The organism is Kitasatospora sp. NPDC057692 (genome assembly GCF_042799475.1).
Taxonomy (GTDB): domain Bacteria; phylum Actinomycetota; class Actinomycetes; order Streptomycetales; family Streptomycetaceae; genus Kitasatospora.
In genome coordinates, this window is the sequence record NZ_JBHVIV010000018.1 from 95,540 (window position 1) to 107,872 (window position 12,333).

Here is a 12,333-nt window from a genome sequence, read left to right on the forward strand (position 1 = left end):
AGGGAGTGCGGGCGTCGCCGGACGCCCCTCCCGGGCCGATTCCCCCCGGAGGACCTCCGATGACCACGCACGCCCCGCCGCCCCCGCCGCCGCGGCCCTCCGGATCACGCTGGTGGGCCCTGGGGGTCCTCTGCACCGGCAATCTGATGATCATCCTCGACGGTTCCATCGTCACCGTCGCCCTGCCCACCATCCAGAGCGACCTGGGGCTCGGCCAGTCCGGCCTGGCCTGGGTGGTGAACGCCTATCTGATCGCCTTCGCCGGCCTGCTGCTGCTCTCCGGCCGGCTGGGCGACCTGCTCGGCGGCAAGCGGGTCTTCGGCGCGGGCCTGGCCCTGTTCACCGCCGCCTCACTGGCCTGCGGACTGGCCTCCTCGGCCACGGCGCTGGTGGTGTTCCGCTTCGTCCAGGGCATCGGCGGCGCGCTCGCCTCGGCCGTGGTCCTCGGCATGATCGTCACCCTGTTCCCCGACGCCGGCGAGCGCGCCAGGGCGCTGGCCGTGTACGCCTTCGTGTCCGCCGCCGGCGGCTCGCTGGGCCTCATCCTCGGCGGCGCGCTCACCCAGGGCCTCAGCTGGCCGTGGGTGTTCCACGTCAATGTGCCGATCGGGCTGGCGGCGCTCGCGCTGACACGGCGCGTCGTGCCCGGCGGCCGGGGGCCCGGGCTGCGCGAGGGGGCCGATCTGACCGGATCGGCGCTCGCCACCGGCGGCCTGATGCTGCTGGTCTACACGATCGTCAAGGCCGGGGAGTACACCTGGGGCGACGGCCGCACGCTCGGCCTGCTGGCCGGTTCGCTGGCCCTGCTCGCCGGCTTCGCGGCCCGCCAGGCCACCGCCGCCAGGCCGCTGCTGCCGCTGCGCGTCTTCCGCTCGCGATCGGTCTCCGGCGCCAACGGCATCATGGTGCTGATGGTCGCCGGCCTGTTCGGCTTCCAGTTCTGCACCGCGCTGTACTTCCGCAACGTGCTGGGCTACGACGCGCTGCGGACCGGACTCGCCTTCCTGCCCGCGCCGATCACCATCGCCGTCGTCTCGCTGGGCCTCGCGGTGCGGCTGAACCGGCGCTTCGGGCCCCGCCGGGTGCTGGTCGCCGGCCTGCTGCTGGTGGCGGCGGCGCTCGGGCTGCTGGCCCGGGTGCCGGGCGACGGCGCGTTCCCCACCGACGTCCTCCCGCCGCTCCTGCTGCTCGGACTCGGCTTCGGCGCGGCGATGCCCGCCCTCATCGGCCAGGCCATGGCGGTCGGTTCGCCGGACGACGCCGGCACCGCCTCGGGCCTGGTGAACACCACCCAGCAGGTCGGCGCCTCGCTCGGCACCGCCGTGCTCGCCACGGTGGCCGCCTCCCGGACGGCGGCGCTGCTCGGCGAGGGGCGCGGCCGGGCCGAGGCGCTGACCGGCGGGTTCCACCTCGCCTACGGGCTCAGCGCCGCGTTCGTGCTGGCCGGCGTCCTGGTCGCGGCCTTCGTCCTGCGCGACCCCGCCGCGGGCGGCACCGAGGAGGCCGCCGGGTCCGCGCCCGCGGCCGTCGGCACCGGTGCCTGAAGCGCCCGCGCCCCGTACCCTGGACGCCGTGCCGCGCCGCCACCGCGAAGGAGGCCTGACATGCCGCCGATCTCCGGCCGCACCCGGCTGTTCGCCGTCCTCGGCGATCCGGTCACCCAGGTCAGAGCGCCGGGGCTGGTCAATCCACTGTTCGCCGCGAGCGGCGTGGACGCCGTACTCGTCCCCGTGCACGCGCCGGCGGGGCGGCTGGACGAGGTCGTGCGCGGGCTGAAGGCCACCGCCAACCTCGACGGGCTGCTGGTGACCGTCCCGCACAAGCTGGCGATGTGCGCGCACGCCGACGAACTCAGCCCGACCGCGGCCCTGTTGGGATCCACCAACGCGCTGCGCCGGGAGCCGGACGGCCGCTGGTACGGCGACAACTTCGACGGCGCCGGGTTCGTCCGGGGCCTCGCCGCGCAGGGGCACGACCCGGCCGGACGGCGGGTCGCGCTGGCCGGCGCCGGCGGCGCGGGGCTCGCCATCGCGGCGGCCCTGCTCGCCGCGGGCGTCGCCCGGCTCACCGTCAGCGACCCGGACCGGGGCCGGCTGGAGGCGCTGCTGGCGCGGCTCGGCACCGAGCGGCCCGGCCGGGTCGCCGCCGCCCCGGGGCCCCCGCCGGACAGCGGGCTCGCCGTCAACGCCAGCCCGCTCGGCCTGGACCCGGCCGACCCGCTCCCCTTCGACCCGGCCCTGCTCCCGCCGGACGCGCTGGTCGCCGACATCATCATGACGCCCGCCGAGACCCCGCTGCTGCGCACCGCCGCCGCGCTCGGCCGGCCGACCCACCCGGGCATCCACATGCTGACCGAGCAGCTCCCGCTCTACCGGGAGTTCTTCCGGCTCCCCGGCTGAGCCGACGGGCCGCCGGGGCCACAGGGTTACCGGGCTACAGGGTTACCGGGCTACAGGGCCAGGTCGACGGCCAGGCAGTTGTAGAACCTGAAGGAGCCGTCGGGGTCGTACCCGCTGCCCGATCCGGCGCCCGGTCCGGCCGCCGCCGTCCCGGTCATGTCCTCGAAGCGGATGCGCTCGGGGAGCCTGCCGAAGCGGGCGCGCCTCGCTTCGGCGGCGGGGTCCTCGGCGGGTTCGCCGCTCACGGCGTCCATGACACTCGCGGCACTCACGGCACTCACGGCACCCTCCAGCTCGCCGGCCTCGGACGGTTTCAGGATGCGCCCCTGCCCATCACCTGTCAATGCGGTGACGATGTTGAAGTTTTATCAATTCTGAGCCAGGCTCTACTGCCACGGCCGCACCCGGCCGACGCGGCGCCCCCTGCGTCGCGACACCTGCCGACGGAAATGGTGGTCCCCCATGCCCGACCTCCGGACGACGCTCCGCACCACGGCCGCGGCCGCGGCCATGACCGCGGCGATGGTCGGCCTCGGCGCCGGCTCGGCGCACGCCGCCGGGTGGCCCCCGCTGCACCAGGGCGGGTACCTGTACACGGGCGCCAACGGCAGCGGCGCGGTGACCTCGGTGAACCTCGGCGACCTCGGCACCTGCCACACCCTGGCCGCGCCCGTCCGCTCCGTCCAGGTCGCCAACGGCGCCGCCTCGGTGGTGCTGTACACCGGGGCCGGCTGCACCGGCGCCCACCCGTGGGCCACCGGCTCGCTGGCCCAGTCCGACCTCCCGAGCGCGGCGCTCAGCTACCGGGTGGTCCCCGCCTGACGGCACCCACCCCCCTCCGGCCGCCGCGGCCCGCCCGGACAGCACCACTGGGACGGGCCACGGCGGCCGTGTTCACACCCCCTCCACCGCGCCGGCGGCCCAGGCTGGACGTCCGGAGCGAACCGCGGCGCGAGCGGAGGAGGGACCCCATGGCCGAACCCGGGCCCACCGGCACGGCGGTCGCGGCGGCGCTCGACCGGGCCGCCGCCACCGCGCACCTGCACGCCTTCATCACCCTGGACGCCGAGGGGGCCCGCGCCGAGGCCGCCCGCAGGGACGCCCGGGGCGGCCGTCCGGGCTGGTGCCTGGCGGTCAAGGACAACATCCACGTCGCGGGCCTGCCCAACACCGCCGGCACCCCCGCGCTCGCCGACTTCGTCCCGGCCGCGGACGCGCCCGTCGTCGCGGCGCTGCGGGCGGCGGGCGCGGTCGTGCCGGGCAAGACCAACCTGCACGAGCTGCCCATGGGCGCCACCTCCTGCAACCCGGTCTTCGGCGCCGTCGGCAACGCGGCCGACCCGGCCCTGTTCGCGGGCGGCAGCAGCGGCGGCACGGCCGCCGCGGTGGCCGTCGGCGTCACCGACGCCGGGCTCGGCACCGACACCGGCGGGTCGGTCACCGTCCCGGCCGCGCTCAACGGCGTCTACGGCCTGCGCCCCACCACCGGGCGCTACCCCGCCGGCGGCATCACCCCGCTGTGCACCACCCGGGACACCCCGGGGCCGATCGCCCGCACCCTGGAGCGCCTCGCCGCGCTGGACGCCCTGGTCACCGGCGAGGCCGGGGGGCACCGTGCCGCCGGACCGCCCGCCACGGCTCGGCCTGCCCCGCCAGGTGTTCGCCGAGGACCTCGACGCCCCGGTCCGGGAGGCCTGGAAGGCGGCGGTCGCACGCCTGGCCGCCGGGGGGGGACCGTCCCGGTGCCCGTGGACACGGCGCACCTGGCGGAGTACGACGGCCGGATCGGGATCCGCCTCGTCTTCGGGGAGTTCGCCGCCGCCCTGGGCCGCTGACCAACAAGGAGATCGGCGCGCGGACGCGGCTGTCGCCGCGCACGGTCAGCCCCCACCTCTACCGGGTGTTCCCCAAGTTGGGCATCACCTCCCGGGCCGCCCTGCGCGACGCCCTGGGCCGCCTGCCCGGGGACGGGCCGCTCGCCGCCGACGGCCGCGCCGAGCGGGCCGGCTGACGGCGAGGACGGCGGTGGGCCGCCGCGAGGACGGTCGTTCCCGCGGTCACCCGGCCCAGGGGCTGCGGCGCGGGCGGCCGCACGGCCGGCCGAGGCCGGACCGCCGGGTTCGTTACCGGTTCAACCGGTGACGGTGCCGACATCTTCACCGACGGGCTGTCAACGGAAGGGCGCGACACCCCCTTTGATCACGCCGGCCCACCGCGCGCCCGCCCATGAACGCCGACCGGGCCGCCGCGACGGGGGTGCGGACTCCGGCCGGCGGCCGGGGTGCGCCGGCCCGTCCTTGCGCCCACCACAGTCACCTGCCAGCATGGTGATGTGAATCTTGACCATGTCTTCGTGTGCGGACATCCCGCGCTGGACTTCGCGGCGACGCTCCGCGCCCGGCGCACCATCCGCTTCGAGATGTTCGTGACGCCGGAGCGGCTGAACGCCTGGTACCTGGACTGCGGACTCGTGGACACGATCACGCCCGGCGACGAACGCGACGTCCGGGAGGCGAAGACGGTGCGCGAGGCGGCCCACCGGCTCGTCACCAACCGGGTCGCCGGGGAGGAGTTCGACCGCGAGGCGCTGGCCGTGCTCAACGGCGCCGCCCGCAAGCCCCCGGTGACGCCGCAGCTCGCGGTGGCCGGGCGGCACAACGAGGCGACCCCCGGGCAGGCCCTGGCGACGGTCGCCCGGCATGCCGTGGAACTCCTCAGCGGGCCGGACGTCCCGCTGATGAAGGAGTGCGGCAACCCCGAGTGCACCCGGATCTACATCGACCGCTCCCGGGGCATGCGGCGCCAGTGGTGCGGCATGGAGTCCTGCGGCAACAAGATCAAGGCCGCCGCCTACCGCGCGCGGAAGAAGACCGCTCCCGCCCCCACGCCGTAGGACGGTCCAGGACGCCGACCGGAGCGGCCCCTTCGGCGGGAGACCGTGCGCGGCCTCGGCCGTGTCGCGGAAGCGAACGGATGTGGCGCGGGCGAGGCGGCGACCCGGCCGGCAAGGGGGCGGACACGCGACGACCCGGCCGCACGGGTGCGGCCGGGTCGCGGGGGTGGCGTACCGCTCGGGGCGGGCAGGCGCGGTCAGAGGCCGCGGGCCAGCCGGTCGGTGAGCAGCCGGGTGAAGCGGGCCGGGTCGGGCAGGTCGCCGCCCTCGGCGAGCAGCGCGCCGCCGTGGACCAGTTCGGCGATCTCCGCCAGGGCCGGGTCGGCCGGGTTCGCCTCGTGCGCCGTGCGCAGCGCGGTGATCAGCGGGTGCGCCGGGTTGAGCTCCAGGACCCGCTTGACCGGGGGCACCTGCTGGCCCATCGCGCGGTACATCTTCTCCAGCGTCGGCGTCATGTCCTGGGCGTCGCCGACGATGCAGGCCGCCGAGGTGGTCAGCCGCGAGGAGAGCCGGACCTCCTTCACCTGCGCGGACAGCGCCCCGGTCAGCCACGGCAGCAGGGCCGCGAACTCCTGCTCGCGCCTGGCCTTCTCGGCCCCGGCCTCCTCGTCGCCGTCGACCGGCCCGTCGAGGTCGACCTGGCCCTTGGCGATGGACTGCAGGCGGTGGCCGTCGAAGGCGGGCACCCGCTCGACCCAGACCTCGTCGACCGGGTCGGTGAGGATCAGCACCTCGTAGCCCTTGGCCGCGAAGGCCTCCATGTGCGGCGAGTTCTCCACCGTGCCCCGGTCCTCGCCGGTCAGGTAGTAGATCGCCTCCTGGCCCTCCTTCATCCGCCCGACGTACTCGCGCAGGGTGGTGGTCCGCTCGGCGTCGTGGGTGGAGGCGGCGGACACCAGCTCCAGCAGGGCCTCGGTGCTGTCGGCGTCCTCCAGGAAGCCCTCCTTCAGCACCCGGCCGAACTGCTCCCAGAGCCCGGCGTAGCGCTCGGCGTCCTTGGCCTGGACGTCCTTCAGCGCGCCGAGGACCTTCTTCACCAGGCGCCGGCGCACGCCGCGGATCTGGCGGTCCTGCTGGAGGATCTCCCGGGAGATGTTCAGCGACAGGTCGTGCGCGTCCACCACGCCCTTGACGAAGCGCAGGTAGTCCGGCATCAGCGCTTCGCAGTCGTCCATGATGAACACCCGCTTGACGTACAGCTGCACGCCGCGCTTGGTGTCGCGGGAGAACAGGTCGAACGGCGCCTGCGCGGGGATGAACAGCAGCGCCTCGTACTCGAAGGTGCCCTCGGCGCGCATGTGGATCGTCTCGGCCGGGGCGAGCCAGTCGTGGCTGATCTGCTGGTAGAACTCGGTGTACTCGGCCTCGGTGACCTCGCTGCGCGGCCGGGCCCACAGCGCCTTCATCGAGTTGAGGGTGTCGACCTCCCGGGTGGTGGCGCCCTCGGCGTCGGTGCGCTCGCTCGCCATCCGGATCGGCCAGCGGATGAAGTCCGAGTACTGCTTGACGATCTGGCGGATCTTCCACTCCGCCAGGTAGTCGGCCAGCCCGTCCTCGCCGTCGACCGGCTTGAGGTGCAGGGTGACCGAGGTGCCCACCGGCAGGCCGTCGACGGCCTGGATCGCGTAGGTGCCCTCGCCGTCGGACTCCCACTGGGCACCGGCCTCGGTGCCGGCCCGGCGGGTCCGCAGGACGACCCGGTCGGCGACCATGAAGGCCGAGTAGAAGCCGACGCCGAACTGCCCGATCAGGCTCTGCGCCGCGGCGGCGTCCTCGGTCTCCTTGATCTTCTCCAGCAGGCCGGCCGTGCCGGACTTGGCGATGGTGCCGATCAGCTCCACGAGGTCGTCGCGGGTCATGCCGATCCCGTTGTCCCGGACCGTGAGCGTCCGGGCGTCCGGGTCGGCCTCCAGCGCGATGTGGAGGTCGGAGGTGTCGGCGTCGAGGCCGGAGTCGATCAGTGATTCCAGCCGCAGCTTGTCCAGGGCGTCGGAGGCGTTGGAGATCAACTCGCGCAGGAAGATGTCCTTGTTCGAGTAGATCGAGTGAATCACCAACCGGAGCAACTGACGCGTCTCGGCCTGGAATTCCAGCGTCTCGACAGTGCTACCCACTCGGGGGGCTCCTCTCTCGGGCGGTACGTCGTTGACGGACGTGGCGGGAGCCGGGCGGCCCCCACCGCATCGGCATGATAGGCGGCCCGCCGCCCCCCGCGCGCGTTACAGCTTGACGTCAGGTGTAAAAATGTCACGCACGACGGAGCACAGAGCACGGAGCACCCATGCACCCCTTCCTCGACCATCCGGGGCCCCTCGCCTTCGCCCACCGGGGCGGCGACCTCGGCCGTCCGGAGAACTCGCTCGCCGCCTTCGAGGCCGCCGTCGCCCTCGGGTACCGCTACCTGGAGACGGATGTGCACGCCACCGCCGACGGCGTGCCGGTGGCCTTCCACGACGACCGGCTCGACCGGGTCACCGACCGCACCGGGGCGGTGGCCGAGCTGCCCTGGCGCACCGTCCGGCAGGCCCGGATCGGCGGCACCGAGCCGGTCCCGCTGCTGGAGGACCTGTTCGGCGCCTTCCCCGACGCCCGGTTCAACATCGACGTCAAGGCCGCCCCGGCCGTCGGCCCGCTGGTCGAGGCGGTGCGCCGGACCGGGGCCTGGGACCGGGTCTGCGTCGGCGGCTTCTCCGACAGCCGGCTCACCGCCGTCCGCGCCGCCGCCGGGCCCCGGCTGGCCACCTCGCTCGGGCCCCGCGAGGTCGCCCGGCTGCGGCTGCGCTCCCTGGCCGGGCCGCTGCTGCGGGGCGGCGGGGCACCGTGGGCCGGCCTCTGCGCGCAGGTGCCCGAGCGCCACCGGGGCGTACCCGTGGTCGACCGGGCCTTCGTACGCGCCGCGCACCGCCTCGGCCTGCAGGTTCACGTCTGGACTGTGGACGACGCCACACGGATCCGCTCTCTGCTCGACCTGGGGGTGGATGGCATCATGGCCGATCGCATCGACGTCCTGCGCGACGTCCTCCGCGAGCGCGGCTGCTGGACCCACGGCGGCAACGGCTCCAGCACGGGGATTGGAACGGCATGAGCACCACGACCCACCATCCGGAGCATCCGGCGACCGCCACCGACGACGACGGGCGCGCGCTGCGCCGGATACAGGTCGGCTGGTACATCAACGACTGGGCCAACGCGGCCTTCTCGGCCACCGTCCTGACGGTGTTCCTCGGCCCGTACCTGACCTCGGTCGCCAAGGAGGCCGCCGACGCCAACGGCGATGTGCACCCCTTCGGCCTGGCGATCCGGGCCGGCTCGTTCTTCCCCTACACGGTCTCCTTCTCCGTGCTGCTCTCGGTCGGGGCGATGCTGCTGGCCGGGACGGTCGCGGACCGCACCGGGCGGCACAAGGAGCTGATGTGCGGCTTCGCGTACCTCGGCGCCACCGCCACGATGGGCATGTTCTTCCTGGGCGGCGACCGCTACCTGCTCGGCGGCGCCCTGCTGGTCGTCGCCAACCTCGCGTACGCGGTCTCGGTCGCGCTCTCCTACGCCTACCTGCCGGGCCTCGCCGGGCCCGACGAGCGCGACGCGGTGTCCTCCAAGGGCTGGGCGTACGGGTACGCGGGCGGCGGGCTGCTGCTGATCGCCAATCTGGTGCTGTTCCAGGGGCACGAGGCGTTCGGGCTCTCCGAGGGCACCGCGGTGCGGATCTGCCTGGCCTCGGCGGGCCTGTGGTGGGCGCTGTTCACGGTCGTGCCGATGCGCCGGCTGCCCTCCCGCGCCGGGGCGCTCCCCGGGCGGGGCGGGCAGGCCGCCGCTGCCGCGCCCGTCGGGGACGAGCCCGCCGCCGGCAGCCTGCGGGAGCTGGGCCGGACCCTGCGCGGCATGCGCCGCCACCCGCTCACCCTGCTCTACCTGGCCGCCTTCCTCTGCTACAACGACGGCATCCAGACCGTCGTCTCGCAGGCCTCGCTCTACGGCAGCGAGGAGCTGGGCATGGACCAGACCTCGCTGGTCACCGCGGTGCTGCTGGTGCAGGTCGTGGCGATCGGCGGGGCACTGCTGCTGGGCCGGATCGCGCACCGCTACGGCGCCAAGCGGACCATCCTGGGCTCGCTGGTCGGCTGGGTGGTCACCCTCGCGCTCGGGTACCTGATGCCGGCCCACCAGCCCGTCTGGTTCTACGTCCTGGCCTGCATGATCGGGCTGGTGCTCGGCGGCAGCCAGGCGCTCTCGCGCTCGCTGTTCTCGCACCTGATCCCGGCCGGCAAGGAGGCCGAGTACTTCAGCGTGTACAAGGTCAGCGACCGCGGCACCAGCTGGATGGGGCCGCTGGTCTTCGGCCTCGCCTACCAGGTCACCGGCAGCTACCGCTCGGCGATCATCTCGCTGCTGGTGTTCTTCGTCATCGGCTTCGCCGTGCTGCTGAAGGTCCCGGTGCGGCGGGCGATCGAGGCCGTCGGCAACCCGGTGCCCGAGCGCCTCTGAGGGCTCGGGGGCTCGGGGGGCTCAGCGGGCTCAGGGGCTCAGCGGGCTCAGGGCGCGGCGGGCGGCTTCCAGCCGAGCAGCGGGGCGAGGACCGTGGCGATGTCGCTGAGGATCTGCACGTAGTCCTCGTGGCCGAAGGTGAACGGCAGCGCGAAGACCACCTCGTCCACCTCGCGGAACCCGGCGTGGGCGTACAGCTGCTCGGCGAGCTCGGCGGAGGTGCCGACGAGGTCCCGGGCGAACATCACCCGCCCCGGGCCCTGCGGGGCGGCGGTGCGGGGCGTGCGGCTCCGGACGTACTCCTGGTAGCGGGCCCGCTGGTCGGCGGTGGCGCTGTCGGTGGGGATCACCACCAGGCCCTGGGAGACCCGGGCCCGCGCGCCCAGCGGGTGGCGGGCGCGGAAGGCGGCGATCTGGGAGCGCTGGATCTCGGCGAAGTCCTCGGACTCCTCCGCCCGCACCACGTTGCTGGTGAGCAGGCCGAGCCCCTGCTCACCGGCCCAGCGGGCGGAGCGCAGGCTCGCGCCGCCGTACCAGACGCGGTCCGCCAGGCCGGGCGAGACCGGCTGGACCCGGTCCGAGTAGACCTCGATGCCCTCGACCCCGCTGAAGTCGGTGGCCGGCTCGCCGCGCAGGAAGCCCAGCAGCCGCCGCACCCGCTCGTAGCCGAAGTCCTCGGCCTCGGCGGTGTCCGGGTAGAGCGCGCCGGCCACCTGCTCCCAGTGGCCCGGGCGCCCGACGCTCACGCCGGGGTTGAGCCGTCCGCCGGAGAGCAGGTCGACGGTCGCGAGGTCCTCGGCCAGCCGCAGCGGGTTCTCCCAGCCGACCGGGACGACCGCGGTGCCCAGCTGGATGCGGCTGGTGCGCTGGGTGGCCGCCGCGAGCACGGCGACCGGGGAGGAGATGCCGTACTGCAGGTGGCGGTGGCGGACGAAGGCGCTGTCGAAGCCGAGCCGCTCGCCGAGCTCGATGATCCGCAGCGTCGACTCGTGGCCCTGGGCCGGGTCGGCCGGGTCGAACAGCCCGATGGTCAGGAATCCCAGTTTCCGCAGGGGCTGCTCGTGGGTCGGCACCGCTGTCCTCTTTCCTCGGCTCCCGCCCGGCGGACGGTCGGCCGGGCGTGCCGTCCACCGTCACACACCGGCCGGGGCCGCTCAAGGGCCGCCGGGGGATCGCCACGGGGCGCAACACGCGCGTCACGTTCCCGCAGCGGTCCCTCAGGCACCCCCCCGGGGGGGGTCAGCCCCGGGCGAGCAGCTCCAGGGTGTCGATGACGCGGTGGGAGAAGCCCCACTCGTTGTCGTACCAGGCGACCACCTTGACGTGCTTGCCCTCGACCCGGGTCAGGGCGGCGTCGAAGATCGAGGAGGCGGGCTCGCCGGTGATGTCGCTGGAGACCAGCGGCTCGTCGGCGTAGTCGAGGACGCCCTTCAGCCGGCCGTCGGCGGCGGCGCGGTAGGCGGCGAGCACCTCGTCGCGGGTGACCTCGCGCTCGACGGTGGTGTTCAGCTCGACGATCGAGCCGACCGGGACCGGCACCCGGATCGAGTCGCCGGAGAGCTTGCCGTCGAGGCCGGGCAGGACCAGGCCGATGGCCTTGGCCGCGCCGGTGGTGGTCGGCACGATGTTGACGCCGGCGGCGCGGGCGCGGCGCGGGTCGCGGTGCGGGCCGTCCTGGAGGTTCTGCTCCTGGGTGTAGGCGTGCACGGTGGTCATGAAGCCGTGCTCGATGCCCGCCAGGTCGTCCAGCACGGAGGCGAGCGGGGCGAGCGCGTTGGTGGTGCACGAGGCGTTGGAGACGATCACGTGCTCGGCCGGGTCGTAGGCGTCGGTGTTGACGCCGTAGGCCAGGGTGACGTCCGCGCCGTCGGACGGGGCGCTGACCAGGACGCGCTTCGCGCCGGCCTTCAGGTGGGCGCGGGCGGCCTCCGCCGAGGTGAACCGGCCGGTGGCCTCCAGGACGATGTCGACCTCCAGCTCGGCCCACGGCAGGGCGGCGGGGTCGCGCTCGGCGAGCACCTTGATCCGGCGGCCGTCGACGACCAGCTCGTCCCCCTCGACCGCGACCGGGCGGCGGAAGCGGCCGAGCGAGCTGTCGAAGCGCAGCAGGTGGGCGAGCGAGTCCACGGAGGTGAGGTCGTTGATCGCGACCACCTCCAGCTCGCTGCCGCGCTCCACCAGGGCGCGCAGGCTGTTGCGGCCGATGCGGCCGAAGCCGTTGATGGCGATGCGGGTCATGAGGGCTCCCTGGGTCGTGCCGGGCGTTCCGGGGTTTCCGGGCGTTCCGTTCGCTTGATGACGGTTCAATCATCGGAAATTCCGAACGGGCCGGACAGGGGCTGGATCGACATGGTGCGCAAGGATCCCGCCAGACTCTCCGCCAACGACCGCAAGGATCCCGCCACCGCCTCCGGGACCCCCTCGGGCGGACGGCGGGCAGGGCCGGGGGGGGGGGCCCGGGGGCCGCCCCCCCCCCCCCCACGCCCCCGGGGGGGCGCCGCCCCCCACCCCCCCGGGGGGGGGCCCCCCGGGGGGCCCCCCGGCCGGAAGCACGCC

11 protein-coding genes and 1 pseudogene are annotated in these 12,333 nt (G+C 74.7%); 8 read left to right on the forward strand and 4 right to left on the reverse strand.

The features are described from left to right. The first annotated feature begins 59 nt into the window (after positions 1-59). Positions 60-1,544, forward strand: a complete 1,485-nt coding sequence (locus ACFVFS_RS13445) for an MFS transporter (protein ID WP_380623447.1) — start codon at positions 60-62, stop codon at positions 1,542-1,544. A 60-nt stretch (positions 1,545-1,604) separates the two neighbouring features. Then, positions 1,605-2,399, forward strand: a complete 795-nt coding sequence (locus ACFVFS_RS13450; RefSeq protein ID WP_380623449.1) for a shikimate dehydrogenase family protein — start codon at positions 1,605-1,607, stop codon at positions 2,397-2,399. Positions 2,400-2,449: 50 nt separating this feature from the next. Here ACFVFS_RS13450 and ACFVFS_RS13455 read toward each other — a convergent pair whose 3' ends face one another. After that, positions 2,450-2,671, reverse strand: a complete 222-nt coding sequence (locus tag ACFVFS_RS13455; protein WP_380623451.1) for a hypothetical protein — start codon at positions 2,669-2,671, stop codon at positions 2,450-2,452. A 190-nt stretch (positions 2,672-2,861) separates the two neighbouring features. Between ACFVFS_RS13455 and ACFVFS_RS13460 the strand changes: the two genes are divergently transcribed. The 4 genes and pseudogenes from ACFVFS_RS13460 (at position 2,862) to ACFVFS_RS13475 (ending at position 5,292) form a co-directional block, all read left to right on the forward strand. Continuing rightward, positions 2,862-3,221 (forward strand): hypothetical protein, encoded by a 360-nt coding sequence (locus ACFVFS_RS13460; RefSeq protein WP_380623453.1) that lies wholly within the window; start codon positions 2,862-2,864, stop codon positions 3,219-3,221. Positions 3,222-3,370: 149 nt separating this feature from the next. Then, complete coding sequence (locus ACFVFS_RS13465; protein WP_380623455.1) at positions 3,371-4,234, forward strand: amidase family protein; 864 nt, start codon at positions 3,371-3,373, stop codon at positions 4,232-4,234. After that, positions 4,225-4,410 (forward strand): annotated as a pseudogene (locus ACFVFS_RS13470) (helix-turn-helix transcriptional regulator); the annotation flags it as partial. The gene ACFVFS_RS13465 and the pseudogene ACFVFS_RS13470, both read left to right, overlap by 10 nt. 321 nt (positions 4,411-4,731) lie before the next feature. Continuing rightward, complete coding sequence (locus tag ACFVFS_RS13475) at positions 4,732-5,292, forward strand: CGNR zinc finger domain-containing protein (protein WP_380623457.1); 561 nt, start codon at positions 4,732-4,734, stop codon at positions 5,290-5,292. Positions 5,293-5,489: 197 nt separating this feature from the next. Here the strand turns inward: ACFVFS_RS13475 and htpG are convergent, their stop codons facing one another. Then, positions 5,490-7,406: a molecular chaperone HtpG gene (gene htpG, locus ACFVFS_RS13480; protein WP_380623459.1), complete on the reverse strand. Its 1,917-nt coding sequence runs from the start codon at positions 7,404-7,406 to the stop codon at positions 5,490-5,492. A 167-nt stretch (positions 7,407-7,573) separates the two neighbouring features. Here htpG and ACFVFS_RS13485 point away from each other — a divergent pair, with 167 nt between their 5' ends. After that, positions 7,574-8,377, forward strand: coding sequence for a glycerophosphodiester phosphodiesterase (locus ACFVFS_RS13485; RefSeq protein ID WP_380623461.1), 804 nt, complete (start codon positions 7,574-7,576; stop codon positions 8,375-8,377). Further along, positions 8,374-9,777, forward strand: coding sequence for an MFS transporter (locus tag ACFVFS_RS13490; protein WP_380623463.1), 1,404 nt, complete (start codon positions 8,374-8,376; stop codon positions 9,775-9,777). The genes ACFVFS_RS13485 and ACFVFS_RS13490 overlap by 4 nt, the downstream gene beginning before the upstream one ends. 47 nt (positions 9,778-9,824) lie before the next feature. Here the strand turns inward: ACFVFS_RS13490 and ACFVFS_RS13495 are convergent, their stop codons facing one another. Beyond that, positions 9,825-10,850: an LLM class flavin-dependent oxidoreductase gene (locus ACFVFS_RS13495; protein WP_380623465.1), complete on the reverse strand. Its 1,026-nt coding sequence runs from the start codon at positions 10,848-10,850 to the stop codon at positions 9,825-9,827. Between the two features lie 166 nt (positions 10,851-11,016). After that, positions 11,017-12,015 carry a type I glyceraldehyde-3-phosphate dehydrogenase gene (gap, locus tag ACFVFS_RS13500; protein WP_380623467.1) on the reverse strand — a complete coding sequence of 333 codons (999 nt, stop codon included), beginning with the start codon at positions 12,013-12,015 and terminating at the stop codon, positions 11,017-11,019. Positions 12,016-12,333: the final 318 nt, after the last annotated feature.